Origin of the sequence: Lysinibacillus sp. FSL L8-0126 (assembly GCF_038630385.1) — a bacterium.
Classification (GTDB): domain Bacteria; phylum Bacillota; class Bacilli; order Bacillales_A; family Planococcaceae; genus Lysinibacillus; species Lysinibacillus fusiformis_D.
Window position 1 is genome coordinate 4,562,769 of the sequence record NZ_CP152028.1, and the last position, 22,804, is coordinate 4,585,572.

Annotated in this window: 21 protein-coding genes; 9 read left to right on the forward strand and 12 right to left on the reverse strand. The window is 39.5% G+C overall.

The genetic code is table 11. From position 1 onward, the window contains the following. Window positions 1–71 precede the first annotated feature (71 nt). Window positions 72–950 carry a LysR substrate-binding domain-containing protein gene (locus MHI34_RS22195; RefSeq protein WP_058845080.1) on the reverse strand — a complete coding sequence of 293 codons (879 nt, stop codon included), beginning with the start codon at window positions 948–950 and terminating at the stop codon, window positions 72–74. A gap of 125 nt (window positions 951–1,075) precedes the next feature. On the opposite strand from MHI34_RS22195, the gene MHI34_RS22200 reads away from it, so the two are divergent. The 4 genes from MHI34_RS22200 (at window position 1,076) to MHI34_RS22215 (ending at window position 6,169) form a co-directional block, all read left to right on the forward strand. Then, window positions 1,076–2,260, forward strand: coding sequence for an MFS transporter (locus MHI34_RS22200; protein ID WP_058845079.1), 1,185 nt, complete (start codon window positions 1,076–1,078; stop codon window positions 2,258–2,260). A gap of 389 nt (window positions 2,261–2,649) precedes the next feature. Next, complete coding sequence (locus MHI34_RS22205; RefSeq protein ID WP_058845078.1) at window positions 2,650–4,407, forward strand: ABC transporter ATP-binding protein; 1,758 nt, start codon at window positions 2,650–2,652, stop codon at window positions 4,405–4,407. Window positions 4,408–4,421: 14 nt separating this feature from the next. Further along, window positions 4,422–5,099 carry a response regulator transcription factor gene (locus MHI34_RS22210; RefSeq protein WP_089933202.1) on the forward strand — a complete coding sequence of 226 codons (678 nt, stop codon included), beginning with the start codon at window positions 4,422–4,424 and terminating at the stop codon, window positions 5,097–5,099. After that, complete coding sequence (locus tag MHI34_RS22215) at window positions 5,096–6,169, forward strand: HAMP domain-containing sensor histidine kinase (RefSeq protein WP_089933204.1); 1,074 nt, start codon at window positions 5,096–5,098, stop codon at window positions 6,167–6,169. Before MHI34_RS22210 ends, MHI34_RS22215 begins: the two co-directional genes overlap by 4 nt. 26 nt (window positions 6,170–6,195) lie before the next feature. On the opposite strand, the gene MHI34_RS22220 is transcribed toward MHI34_RS22215, so the two are convergent. Then, entirely contained in the window at window positions 6,196–6,783 is a 588-nt protein-coding gene (locus MHI34_RS22220; RefSeq protein ID WP_036118504.1) for an NAD(P)H-dependent oxidoreductase, read from the reverse strand. Between the two features lie 120 nt (window positions 6,784–6,903). Here MHI34_RS22220 and MHI34_RS22225 point away from each other — a divergent pair, with 120 nt between their 5' ends. Both MHI34_RS22225 and MHI34_RS22230 read left to right on the forward strand, forming a co-directional pair. Next, the gene (locus MHI34_RS22225) at window positions 6,904–7,341 is read left to right on the forward strand and encodes a MarR family transcriptional regulator (protein ID WP_036118507.1); all 438 of its coding nucleotides are present in this window, start codon (window positions 6,904–6,906) and stop codon (window positions 7,339–7,341) included. A gap of 446 nt (window positions 7,342–7,787) precedes the next feature. Then, the gene (locus MHI34_RS22230) at window positions 7,788–8,594 is read left to right on the forward strand and encodes a YqcI/YcgG family protein (protein WP_342503987.1); all 807 of its coding nucleotides are present in this window, start codon (window positions 7,788–7,790) and stop codon (window positions 8,592–8,594) included. Here MHI34_RS22230 and MHI34_RS22235 read toward each other — a convergent pair. The 5 genes from MHI34_RS22235 to MHI34_RS22255 form a co-directional block, all read right to left on the reverse strand. After that, the gene (locus MHI34_RS22235) at window positions 8,541–9,854 is read right to left on the reverse strand and encodes an amino acid permease (RefSeq protein WP_036118515.1); all 1,314 of its coding nucleotides are present in this window, start codon (window positions 9,852–9,854) and stop codon (window positions 8,541–8,543) included. The two genes, MHI34_RS22230 and MHI34_RS22235, sit on opposite strands and share 54 nt — an antisense overlap. Before the next feature lie 16 nt (window positions 9,855–9,870). Continuing rightward, a complete protein-coding gene (locus MHI34_RS22240) occupies window positions 9,871–9,951 on the reverse strand; it encodes an arginine deiminase-related protein (protein ID WP_342504498.1) in 81 nt (26 codons plus the stop codon). Window positions 9,952–9,962: 11 nt separating this feature from the next. After that, window positions 9,963–10,802 (reverse strand): arginine deiminase family protein, encoded by an 840-nt coding sequence (locus MHI34_RS22245; RefSeq protein ID WP_342503988.1) that lies wholly within the window; start codon window positions 10,800–10,802, stop codon window positions 9,963–9,965. Between the two features lie 495 nt (window positions 10,803–11,297). Then, window positions 11,298–12,326, reverse strand: a complete 1,029-nt coding sequence (splB, locus tag MHI34_RS22250; protein WP_271912833.1) for a spore photoproduct lyase — start codon at window positions 12,324–12,326, stop codon at window positions 11,298–11,300. 12 nt (window positions 12,327–12,338) lie between these two features. Then, window positions 12,339–12,563: a transcriptional regulator SplA domain-containing protein gene (locus tag MHI34_RS22255; RefSeq protein ID WP_036118524.1), complete on the reverse strand. Its 225-nt coding sequence runs from the start codon at window positions 12,561–12,563 to the stop codon at window positions 12,339–12,341. Between the two features lie 177 nt (window positions 12,564–12,740). Here MHI34_RS22255 and MHI34_RS22260 point away from each other — a divergent pair, with 177 nt between their 5' ends. From MHI34_RS22260 to MHI34_RS22270, 3 genes are all read left to right on the forward strand, one after another. Beyond that, the gene (locus MHI34_RS22260; RefSeq protein ID WP_249646046.1) at window positions 12,741–14,129 is read left to right on the forward strand and encodes a TldD/PmbA family protein; all 1,389 of its coding nucleotides are present in this window, start codon (window positions 12,741–12,743) and stop codon (window positions 14,127–14,129) included. Between the two features lie 3 nt (window positions 14,130–14,132). Continuing rightward, window positions 14,133–15,476, forward strand: coding sequence for a TldD/PmbA family protein (locus MHI34_RS22265; RefSeq protein WP_058845071.1), 1,344 nt, complete (start codon window positions 14,133–14,135; stop codon window positions 15,474–15,476). 415 nt (window positions 15,477–15,891) lie between these two features. Continuing rightward, a complete protein-coding gene (locus MHI34_RS22270; RefSeq protein ID WP_058845070.1) occupies window positions 15,892–19,011 on the forward strand; it encodes a copper amine oxidase N-terminal domain-containing protein in 3,120 nt (1,039 codons plus the stop codon). 561 nt (window positions 19,012–19,572) lie between these two features. On the opposite strand, the gene MHI34_RS22275 is transcribed toward MHI34_RS22270, so the two are convergent. The 5 genes from MHI34_RS22275 to MHI34_RS22295 all read right to left on the reverse strand — a co-directional run bounded on the left by MHI34_RS22275 (window position 19,573) and on the right by MHI34_RS22295 (window position 22,745). Further along, a complete protein-coding gene (locus tag MHI34_RS22275; RefSeq protein ID WP_058845069.1) occupies window positions 19,573–20,082 on the reverse strand; it encodes a QueT transporter family protein in 510 nt (169 codons plus the stop codon). Window positions 20,083–20,232: 150 nt separating this feature from the next. After that, entirely contained in the window at window positions 20,233–20,988 is a 756-nt protein-coding gene (locus MHI34_RS22280; RefSeq protein WP_101966320.1) for a 3-oxoacyl-ACP reductase, read from the reverse strand. A 54-nt stretch (window positions 20,989–21,042) separates the two neighbouring features. Next, window positions 21,043–21,267: a DUF2829 domain-containing protein gene (locus MHI34_RS22285; protein WP_036118538.1), complete on the reverse strand. Its 225-nt coding sequence runs from the start codon at window positions 21,265–21,267 to the stop codon at window positions 21,043–21,045. Window positions 21,268–21,337: 70 nt separating this feature from the next. Further along, on the reverse strand, window positions 21,338–22,183 hold the full coding sequence (locus MHI34_RS22290; protein ID WP_342503989.1) for a GNAT family N-acetyltransferase: 846 nt from the start codon (window positions 22,181–22,183) through the stop codon (window positions 21,338–21,340). A gap of 13 nt (window positions 22,184–22,196) precedes the next feature. Beyond that, window positions 22,197–22,745, reverse strand: a complete 549-nt coding sequence (locus MHI34_RS22295) for a histidine phosphatase family protein (protein ID WP_342503990.1) — start codon at window positions 22,743–22,745, stop codon at window positions 22,197–22,199. Window positions 22,746–22,804 lie beyond the last annotated feature (59 nt).

Here is a 22,804-nt window from a genome sequence, read left to right on the forward strand (position 1 = left end):
TATAAATAGTATATGTAATCTCACCAAAAAAAGGAACTTTATTTGGCAATTTATCTTCTTAACCGTTTGCTTCAAGCCTTGAAATATTCTTTAATTTGTTTAATAAATGCTGTTGTTGCTTGGCTGACATAGCGATCTACTCGGTAAATGATAGACAAGCTACGGCTAGGTGCTCCATCTGAAATACGTATACTACACAAAGTAGGATCATTTATTTGTTGGATTAGATGGTATGGTTGCACTGTCGCACCAATATTGGCACGGACAAGATTCATAATCGACGTGACAGAGCTTGTTTCAAGAATAGAATGAAGCTGAAAACCATGTTTTTTTACAGCCTCCTCTACAATCTCTCTGCCAAAGAAGCCTTCTGGATACATCACCATAGGCAGGCCTTTCAATTCAGCAATGGTGATAGCGGTTTGATTCGCCAATGGGTGCTCCTGTGAAACGGTCAGTACATACTCCTCTCTACGTAAAGGAATGATTACCAAACGATCATCTGGCCCCACATTCGTCCCAATGCCAATATCCACTTCATTTTCAAGAACCTGCCGCATAATATCAATAGAAGCCAGTATCCTCAGTTTTACTTTCGGAAATTTTTGATGAAAGTCAATGACAAGCTGTGTAATCCGATAATCTAAATCAGATGGCATAATGCCAACACTTATTTGTCCTCTTTGCAGCTCCTGTAAATCATTGATAGCATCTTTAACATTTTGTAATGTTGTGAGCATTTCCGTAGCATAGCTAAATAATAGAGAGCCAGCCTCTGTTACAACAATCTTTTTTCCAATCCGATCAAACAATGGCATACCTAACTCGTCCTCAAGCACGCGTATTTGCTGACTTAATGTTGGCTGAGAAATGCCAAGTTTCTCAGCAGCTTTTGTAAAATGTAACTCCTCACAGACTGCCATAAAATAGTGTAAATGACGTATTTCCACACCGATCACACCCAATCATAGTTTTTATCTATTATTGTAATAGTAATAATAGTATTGTTCAATCATCTTGGTTGGTATAGACTTCAATTTGAACTTACTATGAATTGTATCGGAGTTGAAATAACATGAATGCAAAGCAAACAATTATACCCATTATCGCTATTATTTTAGCTTCATTTAATTTACGTCCTGTGATTACTTCGGTCTCACCTTTGTTAGGCATCATCCGCGAATCTTTACATATGAGTGCGGCTACTGCAAGTTTATTAACATCTTTAGCTGTGCTATGTATGGGCTTGTTTGCTCCTTTTGCGATACAACTAGCCAATCGTTGGAGCATTGAGAGAGCCATTGCTTACTCCCTTATTCTTATTGGACTAGCAACAGCTGCAAGATTTTTTGCTTATTCTGCCTGGGTGATGCTAGTTACGGCTTTTTTATCAGGCATTGGTATTGCTATAGCGGGTCCTTTATTATCGGGCTATATTAAGGAGAAGTTTTCGAATCCGTCTCGTGTAATCGGTCTTTACTCGTTAGCACTTGTTGTAGGCGCTGGACTTGGTTCAGGGCTTTCCATCCCATTGAGCAATCTCTTTCATTCATGGCAAGCTTCTGCCGCTTCATGGGCTATACTTGCCCTGATTGCTTTAGTCTTTTGGTGGAAACCAGTCGAACAAAAATCAGGCGCTGCTAAACCATCTAGTACTGGTATAAATGTGAAGCACATGCTAACGAATCAAAAGGCTTGGCTTTTAACAGGCTTTTTTGGTTTAATGGCCTTCATGTTTTATACCATAATGGCTTGGTTACCACCAATCGCTGAAAATATGGGCTACAGCAAACACGATGCTGGCATGATGCTGACACTATTAACCGTCGCCCAAATGCCTGCCACGTTTTTAGTGCCTATCTTAAATAATCGTTTTCAGCATCGAGCTGTATGGCTAATCAGCAGTTCATCATTAGAATTAATTGGGTTATTGATGCTACTGTTTTCTTATAATCCTTGGTTAAGTAGTATGTTGATTGGCATTGGTGCAGGTGGGCTATTCTCATTAGGATTAACATTACCTATCGATGAGGCCAAGGATATGAGCGAGGCAAGCTTCCTGGCAGCCATGACACAATCAGTTGGTTTCGTATTCGCTGCCCTGGGTCCATTTTTTGTTGGTCTAGTACGAGACTTCACAGGCAATTTTTCAGTTGCGATTATTGGCATGATTATCATCGTTCTAGCTATGGTCCTGATTCAACTAAAAATTGGCAATCAGAATCAACCTCATATCCATATGAAAAAGACGACTTCCTAGCAAGGTAGGTCGTCTTTTTATTTTTGAATCGTTTGTTGGCCTTCATTAAATGGGTACCTCTGCAATTCATATTGCATCTACATAAATATGAAAATTAGCGAAACCGCCAAGGAAATGTTGATTTATCGTATCGAATAGATTAAAGAAATTTTATAAACTGATTTAAAAAGCTATGAGGAACTTTTACAAATTCAACTAAAGCTTAGAACCTATCGCTTGCTTGGGAAGTCTTGCTACCATGATGAATTCGCAGACTAATAGCAAAAGATGATGGTGACATCACCTTTTTTAATGACGATTCATTTCATATTCAGTTCATAATCGCATGCTATAGTAAAGCCATAGAAACGAAAAACATTGTTTTCGAACAATGAAGGAGGCTTATTTCTTTGCAAGAGACATCAAAAGATACGACAAAACAAAAAGATTGGCGACGCTTTATACAATTAATAAAACGGGCTGAGCCGCCGATTTGGCTACTCGTCATCGCTTTAGTGATGAGTTTAGCGACAACGGGTGTAGGTTTTATTGTTCCATTATTTACAAAACAATTAGTGGATGGCTTTTCTTTAGAATCACTTAATTATTGGCAAATCATTGTGCTAGGTATTGCCTTTATCGCACAAGCTGTTGCGAGTGGCTTATCTATTTACTATTTAAATCGAGTTGGTCATCATGTTGTAGCAAAATTACGCGATCAATTATGGAGAAAACTGCTACACTTACCAATCCCCTATTATGATGAACATGATACAGGGGAAACCTTGAGCCGTGTTACAAATGACACAGCTGTTGTGAAAGAACTGATTACAGAGCATTTAGCAAATTGCTTATCTGGTGTTATTTCGATTATTGGTTCGATCATCATTCTGTTATTTTTAGATTGGAAAATGACGTTAGTGATGCTGATTGCTGTACCACTGGCAATGGTCATTTTAATGTTGCTTGGTCGACGCATGTTTGTCATTTCAAAAGGTATGCAAGATGAGACAGCGAAATTTACGTCTGTATTGAATCAAGTTTTACCCGAAACACGTCTAGTCAAGGCTTCCAATGCTGAACAAATTGAATATGCGCGTGGAAAAAAAGGTATTTCTAATCTCTTTACATTTGGCTTAAAAGAAGCAAAAATCCATGCATTGATTTCACCGCTTATTTCATTTGTGCTGATGTCTGTGCTTGTAGCTATTATTGGCTATGGTGGTGTCCGTGTTTCCTCTGGGGAGCTGACGGCTGGCGATATGGTGGCATTTATTTTATATTTAATCCAAATCATTATGCCAATGACGCAATTGACAATGTTCTTTACTCAACTGCAAAAAGCAATGGGTGCAACAGAACGTATTAGTGCATTGCTTGAACATGAAGAGGAACATATTGAAGAAGGCTTAACAGTTGAAAAAGTAAATCAACCCATTTATGTTAAAAATGTCGATTTCTCTTATGGGGAAGAACCTATTTTATCTGATATAAACTTCACGATTGAACCAGGCAAAGTAACAGCCATCGTCGGGCCAAGTGGTGGTGGTAAAACAACTACATTTTCACTGTTAGAAAGATATTATCAGCCGACGAGCGGTAGTATTACGCTAGGAGATATACCAATAGAAACATTCTCACTCCATTCTTGGCGCAGTCAAATTGGCTATGTGGCGCAGGAAAGTGCCCTATTATCAGGAACGATTCGAGAAAATATTTGCTATGGTATTGAGCGAGATGTGCAAGATGATGAGCTAGAAAAGGTAGCCAAAATGGCCTATGCCGATCAATTTATTAACGAGCTGCCAGATAAGTTTGATACAGAAGTTGGAGAACGAGGCATTAAGCTTTCAGGAGGACAGCGTCAACGTATCTCTATTGCAAGAGCGCTTTTACGTAATCCACAAATATTAATGTTAGATGAAGCAACATCGAGTTTAGATAGTAAGTCAGAAATTTATGTACAAAAAGCATTAGACAACTTAATGGAAGGTCGCACAACATTGGTTATTGCGCACCGTCTATCAACAGTAGTAGATGCCGATCAAATACTATTTATTGAGAAAGGGCATATTACAGGATGTGGTACACACGAAACGCTCTTTGAAACACATGCTATGTACCGTGAGTTTGCGATGCAACAATTACGTATTAAAGAGGATGAATAAAGGGGTTTGTTGAGATGACAAAACTATTAGTGGTGGATGATGATGCACATATTCGAGAATTAGTAAAAGTCTTTCTACAAAATGAAGGCTTAGAGGTGATTGAGGCTATGGACGGTGTGGATGCACTGTCCCAATTAGCCACTGAAAAAGTGGATATGGTCATAATGGATATTATGATGCCCAATATGGATGGCTGGGCATTATGTGAGGAAATACGTTCATTTGATACAGACCTCCCTATCCTGATGCTGACAGCGAAGGGCGAAACTTCTCAAAAGGTCAAAGGCTTTCATTTAGGGACAGATGATTATCTCGTGAAGCCATTCGAGCCAGCCGAGCTAATCGTGCGTGTAAAATCGATTTTAAAAAGATATCGCATTTCTCTCTCTCAGGTTGTCGAAGCAGGTAACGTCAAACTCAATCGCCATACACATGAAGTAGATATGAATGGACAGACTATTCTACTTCGCTTAAAGGAGTTCGAGCTTTTATTTACCCTAGCCAGCTATGTTGGTAAAACCTTTTCAAGAGAACAATTAATTGAAGAAATATGGGGCTATGACTATGAGGGAGATGAGCGAACAATCGATGTTCATATTAAAAGAATACGCGAGCGTTTTCCACAAGAGCTGAGTGGCTTTGTCATTCGCACTATTCGTGGTCTTGGCTATCGTTTGGAATTAATGTTATGAGAAAACGAAGATTCCTTGTAAGATTGGCAATGGTCTTTTGCCTGTTCCTCATTGCCAATACTGTATTTGCTTTTATTGCCTATCACGCAACCACTTGGCTGTATGCTCGATTAGGGACAGAGCCCCATGGTTTCTGGCTACAATTAGGCACGGTAATTGGTGTATTTGTACTCTTTGCCTGTTCTGCAGCAATTATCTTTTTAATTGGACTGAACCGACAACGTAACTACTGGGATAAAATCGTTGATGCATTAAGTCGCATGGCAAAAGGTGATTTTGATGTCCAGTTAGACTTGAAAGCAGATGAAAAAGACCAATTTGGACAATTAATCCATGGCATCAATCATATGGCCGTTGAATTAGGTGAACTTGAAAGAATGCGTCAAGAGTTCATTTCAAATGTCTCTCATGAAATTCAGTCACCTTTAACGTCTATTAATGGCTTTGCGAAGGCACTTAAAAATATTAATTTGCCCGAAGAAAAGCGTCAGCATTATTTAGACATTATTGAATTGGAAAGTAATCGTTTATCAAAAATCAGCGATAACTTACTCAAACTAACATCCTTAGAATCACATCACCATCCCTTTGAACCTAAAAATTATCGGCTTGATAAACAATTACGCACTGTTGTCCTAGCTCTTGAACCGAATTGGCTAGCCAAACAGCTTGACTTTGACCTCCATCTTGACAATATAAGCATCACAGCAGATGAGGATTTAATGAATCAAGTCTGGATGAATTTGCTAACGAATAGCATTAAATTTACACCTGCTAAAGGGACCATCACATTGTCTATGAAGAAGCAATTAGATTCGATCACTGTCATTATTCAAGATTCTGGCATTGGTCTAACAGAAGAACAACAAATGCATATTTTTGAAAGGTTTTATAAGGCTGATCAATCACGAACATCGGCTAATGGTGGCAGTGGCTTAGGATTAGCCATTGTCAAAAAAATTATTGATATGCACCATGGAACTATTGCTGTGGAGAGCAAGCTCGCTGAATTTACAAGCTTTTTGGTTACAGTGCCCATCGATAGTACATCAGCTCGTGCAAACGACTAAAAGCGGTCTGCACGAGTTATTTTTAACTAGTAAGCAACTTTTCTAAAATAGTGATATACTTTATCCAATTTTTGCTGCTGTTTCCCCTTTTTACTTTCCATATTTCCAAACTCAAAAAACTTTACTTTTTTCATCCCAACAAACTTAAACAATGCTCTCTTCATTAAAATTTTATGCGCATTATTCAACCATAAAAACGGATAATTGGTTGGTCCCTTCATCGTCGACACACAAACAACCGACTTCCCTTTTAAAAGTCCCTCTGGAAATAACCCCTTTGTATCCCGATAAGCAAAGTTAGCTGCAAACAATTGATCAATATAACCTAACAACATTGCTGGCGGTCTTCCCCACCAGATTGGATAAACAAATACAAGCTGATCCGCCCAGGAAAGCTGTTGTCGATATTTTTCCAATTTCGGATCCTGATACATATCACGACGTCGTTTATGCTCATGGAAAATTAAACGTGGATCAAATTCCTCTTCATATAAATCTAGTATCTGTATTTCTTCGATGGCAGGATTCTCTTGACAACCCTTTAATACTTCCTGTAAAAAAGCATAATTTAAACTTTTATGATTTGGATATGTATAAATAATTAACGTTTTCATCATGTGCCCTCCAATTACTTATCATTTGATAACAAAATAATAAACCATCCCTTTTTAGTTGTCAAATGATAATTGTTTTAGGACAAGTTATTTGTTATCTTGTCAGTAGAGGTGATCCCATTGAATAAAAGCACTTTATTTCATCAGTTTGTATCATTCACAGCCACAATCCATCAAGTGACACATGATCTCACACAAAATGTAACCACAGCTAATATCACACCGCTTCACTATAAAATTCTTGAATATATTAAAGTAAGCCAACCTGTCACACCAACCGAAATCAGTGAATGTCAGCACATGTCCTTACCGAATACAAGCCGTGAATTACGAAAACTACAAGAACGCCAATTAATTGAAAAATTTAGCGACACGGAGGATCGAAGAAAGCAATATGTACGCCTGTCCCCCGAAGGTGAAAAAATGATGGCAGAGGCATTCGCCTGTATTGAGGAACGCTTTTTAGCGCTTATTCAGCATGCCACATCGGATGATTTAAAGGACATCCAGCATGCCCTAACCATCCTTGAGCAAAAGGTCTTTCAACAAAAAGACTAAGCCTCGATTGTGTGTTAGCGGCTTGAATCACTCTTTCTGAGGTTAAAGTCGCTCTTAACGTTGATTTAAGCGCTCTCTTGGCTCAATACCGCCCATTCTTTGCTCAAAGCGCTCACCCTGGACTCAACACCGCTCATCCCTTTACTCGAGGCGCTCTCTTTTGGCTCAATTCCACTCATATCTTTGCTCGAAGTGCTCTCTTTTGCTTCAAAATCGTTCTTTCCTTTGCCCGAAGCGCTCGCAACAGCCCAAACCTCTGCAAAAAACGATGATTTTTAGCTATTTCCTTAATCAAAGCAATCCCTTAACTAAAAATTGATTATTGATGATTTACCTTAAATCTTTAAAAATCTCCTTAAAAAGAACATCCTTGCACACTGCACAGAGTCGTAACCCATTTGCTTTTTCTTTAATAGAATAAATGTGAGTAAAAGGAGGAGTTTCCAGTGGAAGTTGTCGTGTTTGATCGGAAGTGGATTGAGGAACATTTGGAGACATTGCCGTTGTGGCAACAGTCAGCCTATACTGACTTTGCTGCCACAATTGCCGATGAAGGGAATACGTTTCCTTGTGTACCAGCCAGAATGGGGTTTTTATCGAACCATTTACGCTATAGCTTTATAGGGGATCCACGGGAGGAGCAATCGATTCAGATGTTAGCTGAATGCTTAAAGGAATATGGGAACACAGCAAGATCTTTTGGAAAATATACAACGCTCACGGTGTTCTTCCATACCCCTCATGATATGCTTGATAGCTATAAGGTGGCGGATTACCAGCAATTATTTTGGTCCATCTTAAACATTTTAACCAACATGGATGAGTTGGATTGGCCTGAGGCAATACCGACAAATCCAGACCATCATGAATGGGAGTTTTGCTTTAATGGAGAACCCTATTTTATTTCTTGTGCAACACCAGTTCATCAATTGCGGAAGAGTCGTCACTTTTCTACTTTGCTAATGGCTATTCAGCCACGTTGGATATTTGACGATATAAACGACGCTACTGCATTTGGACGAAAAATCAAAAAACTTATCCGCCAGCGCATCGCAGAATATGACGAGATTCCAGGGCATCCAGATTTAAAATGGTATGGTCAAGAGGATAGCTATGAATGGAAGCAATATTTTTTAAGTGATGACAATCATAGTCCATCCGAATGCCCTTTTTTACGGATGTCACAGGAAAATAGGACATTACGCAATGTTTTTTTGCCTTTTCACAACGATCCAGGTCGCCACACCGATTAGGACAATAAAGAGCAGGCTCACGCAAAAACCGAGTCTGCTCGTTTTTTCGCCTAAAGTACCAGACACGGTTACAGCAATAAGCAACATGCCAAGACTGTTCTTAATTTGCTCCCACCTCGATAGCTCCATTAGCTTTCTATATGTTATTAAAATAAAGAGCCAATTATAGATCAACATTAAACCTGCTGCCGTTATCAAATATTCAAAGATTTTTTCGGGCATCAAAAAACCAATGACAATCGTAATTACTAAGCCACTTGTTAAAAATAAAAAGGCAGGAAAAGGAATTTTCATCTTCCCCTTTTTTGCTAAGATGGCAGGCGCATCATGATCCTCGGCAAGTGTAGTGAGAATGGTTATGACCGCGTAAAGCGAAGCAACCATGGTTGAAAAACCAGCAATGATTAAAACACCGTTAAAAATATCTGCCACAAAAGGGATATGATAACCTTGAAGCGCTGTAATAAAAGGACTTTCATCTATCGAAAAGTCTTTCCAGGAAACAAGTGCCAACGCAAGCGCAATAGCCATGATAAAAATAATAGTAATGACAATGAGCATAATTCTCCCTGCTTTTGGCGCCTCTTTTGGATTTTTTAAATCGATGACCATTAAACCCATCACCTCAATTCCACCATAGGCATAAAATGCATAGAGCAGGCCAAGCCAAATTCCTTTGATTCCTTGTGAGAAAAATCCTTCATAATTTGACTGTAATGATTCGATTGGAGCTGATTGTGTAGCTCTTATGATGATGATGATCGCTACGATAATAAACATGACAATCGCAGCGGCTTTTAATGCCCCAAAAATATTTTGAAAGTTTTCAAAGCCCTTCATGCCAGTAAGAATGACGACTAAGCCAAGGACAGCATAAATCGATGCAGCAACCCAGAGTGGCAACGCTGGGAACCAAAACTTCGTAAATATACCGAGTGCCATCAGCTGGCTACCCATGATTAATAGCTCGGAAATTAAGTACACCCAGCCATTACTAAATCCTGCCCATCGCCCAAAAGCCTGCTTGGCATAAGTACGGAAGGAGCCTTTATCAGGGTTTTCCACAGACATTTTGACAAGTGCCTCATACACAATATACGTACATATAGCTGCTAACAAAAAAGGAATGAGCACAGCCGGTCCACTTTTATGGATGGCCATACTTGTCCCAAGAAAAAAGCCTGTTCCCAGTGTACAACCGATACCGAGAAGCGAAAGTTGCCACCAAGACAACCTTCCTTTATTTGAAGTAGAAGTCATGTTTATCAGTCCTTCGTTACGTTCTTACCAATGGCAATGTCATACAACGAATGCCACCGCCACCCTTTTCAAGCTCTGTGACGTCGACTTCAAGCACGTTCTTTTTCTTTAGAAGTGCGCCAAGAATTGCTGTTTCGTCGCCTGCTTGCTAATCAATAGTGTTTCTGGATTAAGGTTGATGAAATTAATATCTGGTATTGTCTTATAGGTGTCACGCCAGTAAACATCAAAACCATGACGCTTTAAAAATGGCTCAATCATGTCGAAACGGCTGCTTTGTGCTGTCAATACCTGTACAGGAAAAAGGCGCACAAAGCTTTTAGCGATGACCAAATTAACGTTCACAACATTACAATTCATATCTAAATGCAGTGTGTCATTACTTTTCGGTAAATCAATAACGGCAATTTCCGAAAATCCCTCTTGAAAAATGCTTTCTTTTATCTTGTCGATGGCCTCTAATGTCGTTCTCATTCCGAGATTAATGAGCACAGCATCCTTGTTTAAAATCAACAGATCACCACACTCAAATGAATGAAGTGCTTGCGACTGTGCCGTAAATTGTTGAGGAAACCATTTCTCTAAAAGGGCATGGGCTAGAGGATATTCTGGTCTCCTTAATGAGCTCCCAGCCCTTCCAGGTAAAAGTCGATTACCAATGACACAGGCAAGATCACGCACAAAATAACGATTTATAAGCTGTTCACTTAACAATTGCTGCTCATGGGCTAGCTCATTTGCATAATCTAGAACCTTTACTCCAGCGTTTTCTAAAATTGTTTTGAGTGCTAGGAAATTGTCCATCGCCTTATTATGGTTGACTGTATCACTCCATCCAACCTGCTCCGCTATTGTGCTATCTGTTACATCTACTATCGAAGGTGCACAAAGCATCACAACCTTCAGTTCGTCATATTCAGACCAACAATTTACTTGAAATGAATCCATCCAGTACTCTCCCCTTCTTATTCAATCTCTGTTAGCGTTACCATTGACATTTAGATTATACAAACACAATAAATAAGAAGGATTTTCTAAATAAATATAGAGGGCATCAACCAATCTTTTTTACTTAGTTCCGTTGTCATCATGTTAAATAGTGAAAACGTAGTGTTATGGCAAGAGAGATATAATGGTGGTAGGGGCTTCCAGGTGACTTGATGGAATTAGTGGATAGCTTAACAAAGGAGAGAGACCAGAAGAAACAGGACTAGCCAGCACAGATTTACAGTTAATCTTAATTTTTTCTGGACCTGATTACTATCTAATGGCGATGAACTTTACTCTGTAACTGCCGTTTAGTTTACAAGAATACTACAGATGATTTAGTCATTAATTACCGTGAATCAGAGACAATGTGGTATTTTTTCATTATTGGATTTATCAGATGATTTAACATACACAATTAATAAGTTAGAGAGAACACATTGTTCCCTCTTATTGTCATGTGAAATATTCTAATTTTGCTTGAGGGAAGAATTTTTGCATATAGCCATACAAGTGTTCCTTTATATCTTCCTCTTCTTCTTTTTGATAAATATATTTACCAATCCCATATTTCCCCCATTTATACCTTCTCACTGTTTCGTCAAGTTCTAGCTTCGTCATGGGATAATTTTTTTCAATTACGCGTTTGGCAGGCTTTGTAAAACGATGTTGAATAAACTCAAATGTGATGTCGTCACGTACATCCTTTGGCAATTCCGCATCCAAACGCTCAAACATCTCATAGTAGCCCTCCTGCCAGCCCTCATGAAGATAGATTGGGGCAACAATAAATCCAAGCGGATATCCAGCCCTTGCCACTTTCCCCGCAGCCTCTATACGCTTCACTAATGGTGATGTTCCTGGCTCAAAATGTTTAATGACATAATCGGCATTGACGCTAAAGCGGAACCTCGTTTTACCATTATGTTTGGCATCCAATAGGTGATCTACATGATGGAACTTCGTCACAAATCGTAATTGGCCTAACTCACTTTGTCCAAAATGTTCAATAGCGCGCTTCAACGTATGTGTTAAATGATCAATCCCTACAATATCTGAAGTACAGGATGCCTCAAAGCGTGTGATATCAGGAGCTCGTTCTGCCATATAAAGATCTGCTTGCTCTAAAATTTCATCAACATTCACATACGTACGAATATAAGGTTTGCTGCCCATTGTTGTTTGTAAATAACAATAATGACAATGCCCCATGCAGCCTGTTGCAAACGGAATCGCATACTCTGCTGAGGGCTTAGATGTATCAAACTTTAACGTTTTTCGAATACCTACTACTAATGTCGATTTCGCTACTCGATACTTTTGAAAATCATTGTCGCCAGGAAGATTTCTTACTTGATTGTGCGAAGTCGTATAGCGAATTTCAATCCCCTTTTGTTCAAATTTTTCTTTTAGCTCCTGACCTAATGGATACTGGAGCGCATCAGGCTCAAAATAGACAAGCTGAGGGATAAACGGTTTGATCATAGTAGCCCTCCCTCAATGAAAATACTGATGATAGGCTTGCTCAGCCGCCATCTCGCTTGAAAAAATTAACATATCATTTGAAATTGGATAATATGTTTCAAATAAAAATAGAGCCAGCTCCTCTGGTTGCTCTGGATGATAAACTACTGCGGCTTCCTGTATATTCGCTACATCCTGAATATGAGGATTCCGATAAAAAATATAAACGATATCACCGACATTATATGGTTGTTGCATTTCTTCACCTTCCTCTTTCTTTCCGTTAGTGTGGTGAAATGGTTAGAGAAATATGTCATAAAAAAATTTTTTAAGTACTATACATAATTTTATGTGACCATAACTTCAAATCTGAGAAAATAATATAATACAGAATTTTTTAACTATTTGGTACAATCAAGAAAAGGAGGAAGATATATGATTAAACAATCCATTATTGAAAATGTACTTGAAGCCGCGCTAGCAACTGGTGGGGATTTTTCTGAAATTTTTATTGAAGATAAATATGTAAATGACTTTGTCTTACAAAGTGGCAAGATTGAACAAAGTATTTCTGGGCGTGATTTTGGAATCGGCATCCGTATTTTTTCAGGACTTCAAAGCATCTATACTTACACCAATGATTTTTCTGAGGAAGGTTTACTAGCAGCAGCAGAACGTGCAGCCCTAGCCATCAAAGGTGGTGGATCGGGTACCATTCACCCTCTTCACAAAGAAATCATCACGCCTATTCATCAAATTCTCCACATGCCTCATACAGTGGAGCACACAAGAAAAACAGCGGTCATGCGACAAGCAGACGCTATTGCAAGACATTATGATCCTCGGATTCACCAAGTAAAAGTTCGATATCTTGATGAGCAACAAAACGTCCTGATCGCAAATTCAGAGGGTAAATTTGTAGAGGATACGCGAGTTCACAGTAGACTTAGTATGCAAGCGACGGCTACAGAAGGGACTGAAGTACAAACAGGATTCTATGGCCCAGGTGCACATGCAGGCTTTGAATTTATTGAAAAGCTAGACCTTAACCATTATGCAGGAGAAGCTGCACGTATCGCTGTCACAATGCTTCACGCAGATGAATGTCCAAGCGGTAAATTCCCTGTCATTATTGATAATGAATTTGGTGGTGTCATTTTCCATGAGGCTTGTGGACATGGCTTAGAAGCAACTGCTGTTGCCAAAAACAATTCGGTCTTCGCCAATCGTATCGGTGAAAGAGTTGCTCCTGAAATTGTTACATATATCGATGATGGCACACTACCGAACGAGTGGGGCTCTCTAAATATTGATGATGAAGGAGAAAAAACAAGGAAGAATGTTTTAATTGAAAATGGTATTTTAAAAGGCTACTTAATCGATAAATTTAATGCTCGACGCATGAATGCTCAGCCCACAGGCTCTTCTCGTCGACAATCCTATCGATTTAATCCTACATCACGGATGACAAATACGTATATCGCACCAGGCACATCGACACCAGCCGATATTATCTCATCGACAGAGTATGGTATATATGCAAAATATATGGGAGGTGGACAAGTTTCCCCTGCTACTGGCGATTATAATTTTGCGGTAATGGAGGCCTATATCATCAAAGACGGAAAAATTGAACGCCCTGTACGTGGCGCGACACTCATAGGCAATGGCGCAAAAACATTGCAGCTTGTTGATCGAGTAGGTAATAATCTCGCCCATGGAGCAGGTATGTGTGGTTCACTTAGCGGGAGCCTTCCTGTCAATGTAGGTCAGCCAATGATACGCGTAAGTGAAATAACAGTTGGTGGAACGAAGGGGGAATAATTGATGAACATTGCTAAATTTCAAGAAAGACTATTAGACAAGGCGCTAGAAGCCGGCTTTATAGAAGCTGAGGTTTATTATGAACAAAATAAATCTATTGGATGCACGCTCTACAAGGGCGAGATTGATAGCTACGAAATATCTGAAGACGGAGGTCTAAGTCTACGAGGACTTTACAACGGAAAAGTGGGCTATTCCTATACGGAAAAGTTAGACGATGATTCGATTTCCTTTTTAATCAATAGCGCCAAAGCAAATGCAAACATACTTGATGAGGATGAGGGCATAGCTATTTTTGATGGTAGCTCTGAATACCCATCTTATGAATATTACAATGAAGAATTAGAGACTATCGGAATTCCAGAAAAAATAGAGCTTCTTCGTTCCATCGAAGAAAAGATTCGTGCATACGATTCACGCATCATTGCTCTTGATTATTGTTTACTGCAAGAATATACAGCTGAACGTTCATTAGTAAATAGTAAAAATCTTGACTTATCACATAAAGAGAACGGCTTAGTGATTTTCCTCTCCACAGTTGTAAAGGAGGGTGAAGAAATGAAAACAGGCCGTTATTTGAAAATGACACGTGATTTCCATTCTCTTCATGTTGATGATATTGCAAAAGAAGCAGCTGAGGAAGCCCTTGCCAATTTAGGTGAAAAATCGATTCCAGGTGGAAAATATCCAATCGTTTTCCGCTCTGATGCATCAGCCTCTTTATTAGACACTTTTATGCCAATACTATCAGCTGAAAATGCTCAAAAAGATCAATCTCTATTAAAAGGAAAAGTCGGACAAAAAGTGGCATCAGAAGCAGTTACATTGCTGAGTACGCCATTCCATCCTGCCGCATTGTCTGGAGCAAACTTTGATGGTGAAGGTGTTGCAACAAAAGAGCAGGAAATTATTTTAGAGGGTACACTCCAAACACTTTTGCATAACAGGAAAACAGCTAAAAAGGATAACTGTGAAACAACAGGGCATGCCCATAAAGATTCTTACAAAGGAACGTTAACGATTGCGCCCCAAATTTTATATATTTCAACTGGCGAGAAATCTCTTGATGAGTTAATCCACTCGGTTAGTAACGGAGTATTTATTACTGAATTATCTGGGCTTCACTCTGGTACGAATACGGTTACGGGTGATTTTTCAGTCGCTGCAAAAGGGTTTCATATTCAAAATGGAAAAATTGCCTCCCCTGTTAAGCAAATGACAATAGCCGGAAATTTTTTCGAGTTCTTAAATGATATCAAAGAAGCTAGCTCTGAGCTTTACTTCCTGCCAAAAGGCTATGGCTCCTCTTCGCTACTTGTCAAGGAACTTTCAGTGACAGTGGAATAAAAACTAAAAAGTAAACCCTTCTATAGTTCAAGCCATAGTATATGATATTTCTCGGCAATTCTTTTATCTATAGTCACGTCAAACACCTCTGATTCAGTTGACAAAATGAAACTGATGATAGAATCCACAACCTTTAGTGGAAACGACTATGGGCAAGGGAGTTGCTTCCTTTGTTTCGTAAAGACTCTAAGTATAATCCTCGTTATTAACCGATCCTCCTGCACCGAATAGTTGGGCACCTCCCCTCAAAATTCTCAATCTTTGTTACGGTAAGTGAATCAGAAAATAGCATCGATATAGCCTAAAATGGTTAAATTTTCTTTACGAGGTAAAAGGATGAAACTTTTAGCCCTTTGATACGTTAAATTAATTGTCATGCTGCGTCAGTCATATGGTATGAAGAAGGGTGGAATTTATGAAAAAAATATGGACTTTATTTTTCGCAGCAATGCTTATTGTACCGCTATTGCTGCAACCGGCAACCGCACAAGCGGCAAAAGCCATCACAATTACTGTGGACGGGGTTCAATTGAAGACCGATCAACCGCCAGCGATGATTCAAGGGCGTGTTATGCTGCCACTTAGAGCAATCTTTGAGGCATTAGGTGCCAGTGTAAATTGGGATTCAAAGAATCAAACGGTAACAGGGTATAAAGAAGATACAACAGTAGTGCTCAAGATGAAATCGAAGGTAGCTACTATTAATGGCAAGTCAGTTACGCTTGATGTACCAGCACAAATTTTAAGAGGCAGAACAATGGTACCAGTCCGCTTCGTTAGTGAAGCGCTTGGTCAGGATGTTGACTGGAACTCAGTAAATCAGACCGTAACGATTCAATCTGACACTCCAAGCAATCCAAACATTCCAGGCAATATCAGTATTGCTCCTGCGAGCCATGTATCCGTTCGCGATGTTAATGATCAGGGAGATGGACGTGACATGGAGGTTAGCTTTTCCAGATCGTCTACAGAATCATACGTCGATCATTATCGCATTATGGTTGTGAAGGCTTCAAAAAGCTTTAATTTAGCATCTGCCTTGAAAGTCTCCCCTTCTAATTATACAGTGGTAACTACTTCAAGTTCGAACCGTACCATCAATTTATCGCAGAATTCACGAGATGTGGACGGAGACTACATTAGAAATGATCAGCCTTATGTGGTTCGTATACTTGCTGTTGGGAAAGGTTCTTATTCTAGCGTTTTATCGACTTCTTCTCCGAAGATGACCTTAACCAATTTGTCTTCTGTTACAGAGGTAACAAATGTAAAGATTAACGATATTAACGATTTTGGCGATGGACGCGATGTCTCAGTTAGCTTCACTCGTCCGCAGAATGATAACAATATTTCCAATTATCGTGTGTTTATCGTAAAAACCAAGGATGCTAGCAATTTTAGTCTTACTACTGCGAATAATTTATCAAGCAGCTACTATACAACAGTGAATAAATCGGGAAGTAACGGCAGTACGTTGGTAGGAACTTTGTCTTCCTCAGCACGTGATACCTCTGGTGAGTTCATTAGAAATAACGTACCTTATACAGCGGTCGTTCTGTCTGTAAGTAATACGAATTCAGTAGGCAATAAACTGTCGTCTGCCTCATCATCAGTAACACTTAGTCAAAATACAATGTCTACTCCGATTATTACACAAGTGAGTGATGTCAATGACTTTGGGGATGGTCGAGACCTGAGAGTTAGCTTCAATAATGTGTCCAATGAATCTAATATCAACGCTTACCGAATTTTTGTTGTAAGAGCTAACAACTATTCGAACTTTACATTGACGAAGGCGAACAGTTTATCTAACACTTATTACACACAAGTGAACAAGACAGGCTACAATATTACGCAGGTGCTCTCTTCAGGGGCAAGAGATACTGATGGTTATCCCATTCAGAATGGAGTTAGCTATCGTGTATTCGTTATGGCTGTAGCAAATAACTCAGCGAATAACGTGTTGTCTTCAGCCTCCAATACGATTACGCTATTTAGCAGCAATGCGGGTGCAGTATCGAATCTCAATGCAAGCGATGTAAGTGATTATGGCAACGGGCGTGACCTCTTTGTTTCTTTCAATAAGGCCGTAGACGAGTCAATTATTAGTCACTATCGGATTCTAGTTGTACCTACAGCTTATTACAATAACTTCAGTCTGACGGAAGCAAATAATGTATCCAGCAACAATTACACGACTGTCTACAAATCTGGAAAGTCCACATATGAGCAGGCGTTAGCTGAAAATACTCGGGATGTGCGCGGTAATACGATCAAAGAAGGTACTAGCTACCGTATCTATGTTTTAACTGTAGCGAATGGAATAGGAAGCAATGCACTATCTGCACCGACGTCTACGATTACGCTAAATAAGAATTTTAATGTGCAAGCTGTAACCAATCTGAATGTGGCGGATATAGCTGATAATGGAGATGGGCGTGATGTGCAAGTAACGTTCACGAAGCCCTCTAATGAAGCAAATGTCAATCATTATCGAATTCTAATCGTACCTACAGCTTATTACAGCAGCTTTAATCTTTCACAAGCCAATAGTAGCAATTATTACATTACAGAAGGCAAAGGTGGGAATATAGCTGCAACTAGAACGTTGGATGGAGTTAGGGATGTGCGCGGTAATTTTATTACGGAAGGAACTAGCTATCGCGTCTATGTACTAACTGTAGCCAATGGAAATACTCCAAATACTTATGCCCTATCCTCTGCTTCGCCTGTGATTACACTTAGTAAAAGTAAAGCTGTTCAGGCGGTAAGTAATATTAATGTAAGCGATATTGGGGATTATGGAGATGGTCGAGATTTACAAATATCATTCTCGAAGCCTTCTGATGAATCCAATATAGGTAATTACCGTATTCTTGTCGTACCCGCATCAAAAGCAAATGGCTTTGATGTGAACGCAGCTCTTAAAGTCACTGATTATACAGATATAAATAAAGGCCAATATAGTATGAGTTTGGGAACTGGTAGTAAAGATACGGATGGAAAACTTATAACAAATGGCCAAGAATATCGCGTGTATATATTGTCCATAGGTAATGGAAATTCCAAGGCAATGTATAACTTATCGTTCGCATCTTCTGCTATTACTTTAGTGGATCATTCAGCACCTGTAGCGGTGGAGAATGTGAAACTGAGTGTTCAAGGGGACAAAAATAAATATTCCGATATTAAAATTAGCTTCGATGTCAAAAACGGACAAAACGTAACGGAGTATAGAGTGTTTATGTTACCTAAAGATGCAGCAGATGGTTTCAAAGAAAGTAATGCAATGAATAATGATAATAGTACTAGAATTTATCAAAATGGGCTCTCCAATGTAAGTCAAGATCTAAGCATAGAATTGGATGCATTTGGTAACCCACTCACTTCCTCCACAGAATACGTTGCTAAGGTTTTAGCTGTGGTAAATGGAAATTATATACTATCAAACTCGTCTATTAATTCGGTGCAGCTTCTGGCAAAACCTGATAATATCAATGTTGAGCCGTCTCAAGACACTCCAATTAATCAATAGGACAAAGAATTTCTTTATAGTAGGGACTCCCAATGCTTCTTTATGGATCATCGGGAGTCCTTTCTTGTTGTGTGCTGCGCAATACATTGTCTCTAGACCCTCCCACAAGTGATTGGTCTGACAAGCATAGATAGCAATCAAGTAGTTGTGAAAAACATTTAGTAATATGTAAAATGCGCTTATCCGCTTAAGGATCATAGAAATAAGGCAATTGTGCTCTAGCAGTTGGATATGTTGTTTGGCATAAGTAGCTTGGAAGTGACCTAAAATCGGCTTATAAGGAGTTAGCTATTGGTTTGCTATTTGGGATGCCTTGTTGCTATTTGGGATGCCTTGTTGCTATCTGGCTAAGTCGTGAGGAAATAAATAAAAGCCCGGATTTTGTTCTGAAAAATGCTAGACAGAATCCGGGCAAAGAGGCTTTTTTGATATTCAGTGAAAAATACTATATTAAGTAGCTAAAGCGGTAGTTTGAACGGATAACTCAGCCGAAGTGTTAGAGTTATTCTAAACTTGATACTCTCACCCTTACGATGATAATGTCTTTTTTATTCATCGAATTTATTTAGATAAATCAATTTTTTTATTTAATAAGTAAATAGTCAGTCCACCAACAGTCATAGACAATAATTCCCCAACGCCCACTGTGAACCAGGTCGCCCAAAATGGTAGATCGTAAAGGATAGTTAATTGACCAGCCACCGTAAACATGGAGACAGCAAAAATCAAAGCAGTAACAACCATTTTTGCAATGTCATTTGTCATATGTTTTGTGACGCTTCTACAAAGTAATAAGACAAGAAAGGTCGCAATTCCACCGATTGGCACATCTAAAATCCATGTTGGTGACATGAAGTTTGCAAGTATGACGCCAATCGTCACCGCTACCACATAGCGCTTATTATACAGTGCCAGATAATTAAACATTTCTGACAAACGTAGCTGAACAGCGCCAAAGCTAATGACTGACAACAAAACCGTTACAGCGACGTAAAGGGCTGCAACAAGTGCCGTTTTTGTAAGTTCACTTACAGAAACACGGCTAGAATCTTTTACAATAGATGTATTCAATTTTATTCTCCTTTGTAAAATAGCTAGTTGCTATTTTAGTAATAACTACGACCAAAGGAAGAGAGCTTCACGCCCTATCTGAAGTGCCGTAGTGCAAGCCGTTTTTGCTTACCTGCGTATTATAGCAGAAGAATATCGAATTGAACAATGCTATTTTGTCAGCCAACCACCATCAATCGGCATCACTGCCCCATGAATATAATCGGCAGCCGAGCTTGCTAAAAATAAAGTCAAATTCGCCACCTCATAAGGCTGTGCCCATCGACCTGCTGGCGTTTCTTCAGCTACCCATTCAGCCATTTCCCCGTCCCCTTCAAAATCAGCCTTATTCATCGGTGTTTGAATGGCTCCAGGCGCAATCGCATTCGCACGAATACCCGCTCGACAATAATCTAAGTCTAGCTGCTTCGTATAACCGACAATGGCATGCTTAGAAGCTGTGTAGGCTGCACCGCCACCACCAGCAACAAGTCCAGCAATCGACGCCATATTGACGATTGTACCAGTGCCACGTTCTACCATATGTGGTAAAATCATGTTCGTCACAAAAAACGTGCCCTTCACATTCGTGTTCATAATTTTATCCCACAGCGCTTCGTCTGTATCCAAAGTTTTCGCAAAACCATCTAAAATCCCAGCAGTATTACATAAAATATCAATTTGCCCAAATAGTGAAATAGCTTCTTTGTACGACTGCTCCACATCTTGTTGGCTACTTACAGAGCCAACCTTATAGGCAAAACGATCAGGATATTGCTGCTGTAACTGTATTAACCCCTGCTCCTCTACATCCAATCCAAAAACAGTTGCTCCATTTTCTAAAAATGCAATAACTTGAGCATGTCCAATGCCTGAAGCGGCCCCCGTAATAAAAACCGTCTTTTCTCTATATTCATCAAACTTCATATTGTGTCTCCTTACAGAAAGAAGTCATCTCACTAGAAGAGATGACTTCACTCATTACGATTCTACGATTATCCAATCTTCCGCTAATAGATCACATACTGTAGGTGTGAACATTGTATAGCCCTCACCACGAACGTTAATTAAAAAATAAGGATTCAATGTCTCACCATCATGCTGGCTTTGACCAACCAGCTTCACATATAGCTCAGCACCACCCCAGCCATTGCGAATTACTTTTTCTCCTGCTTTTAAGCGTGGTAATACTTCTTCAAAAGTCATCTCATTCATCCTTTATTTCCATTCTTTATCGCATTAGTATACTGGATTTTTAGGAGGTTGGCAACCATGCCTAGAATCTCCTTGTCATCTGTACCTGCTCTGTTGTCACCTTAAGCCCATTCTTTAATAAATAGCTTGTTGCTGGATTGCTTGCTAAAAAGTTCACTGTCGTTATCTGAACTTTATGTGTTGTGACGCTGGCTAAAAATTGCGGTATTAAATCTATATGACTTTCTGCTAGGATCACCAATTGATAGAGTAGAATACGCTCCATCTCACCGCTGTCATTCCACACGGTTTTGTATAGCATATAGCCTAGGGCCTCATTGTTGTCATTATAGAAAACCTTGGCTTCCCCCTGCTTCACACTCTGCCAGCCACACTGCCAAGGAACATCTTCCTGATAAAAAGAGAGATATGCTAGCTGCTCAGGGCGAATGGTTGCAACGTGAATGGCGGCTGTAGGCTCTACGTTCGCTCCATATTCGCCACTTAAAAATAATAATGAAGAAGCAACCTCATAGCCATATTTTTCATACAAAGCAATAGCTACCTGATTTTCTTTAATTGCCTCCAGCATAGCGATTTCTACATGTTCTCGTTTATAGATAGCTAAGGTTTCCTCCATTAATAAGCGTGAGACGCCTTTACCACGATAGGCTGGGGAAATACCTGTACCACCGTTCCAAGCTGTTTTCTTGCCATTCATGATACGAAAACCGTTCATGACAATTGCAATCGGTTCATCTTGGTCAAAAATGACAATGGAATGTTTAGGAGACAGCCCCTCCCCAACCAGTCGATGTAAAAACATTTCGGCCGTCATATGGATATCCACAAAATAGCCTTCAAAGCCTTTGTTCCATGCTTTCAATACTTCCTCTAATGTGCATTGTTCAACTGTTTTGACCTTCATATTTTCCCTCTTCTCAAATGGAATCTAATGTCGCTAAATCTTCTAAGGTTAGTTTTTTCACGATATCATACCCACGCCCTGGACCTTTAGGCTTGATGACAACCGTCCCCATATTCGAAAGGATGCCAAGGCCCATGTCTCTCGGAAAGCTATGACCAATCATTACATTATTCATGCCTTGTGATGGTTTTATTTCCAGCTTGGATGTCAGTGTCGTTAAAATGCTAGTTTGCTCAGCACTGGTAAGATTGCCACCTAACATGAAGATCTCAAACAAAAAAGGGTCAATTTGTACACCGTTAGTTGGAAATGCAAGTAGAGCCGTTTCCTTTGTTCGACAGAACGGACTTGCTGTAATGGGCGAAAGGATGGGAATTTGCCAATAACGCAGCATTTGACCATAGTAAACAGCCTCCCTACGACCATGCTCTGATAGGTTTCTTTGATAGCGGCAACTGTGAAACGTGCCATATGCCTGATCTACACCAACTGTGGCCGTTCCATGCCTTGCATATAAATGAAGCCCACCCTTTCTCAATAACGTCAGGAGATCCTTTTCCATTTTTTTCATCCCCTTCATCATAACACTTTCTATTTTGTAATGTATGTCTAACAAATAGA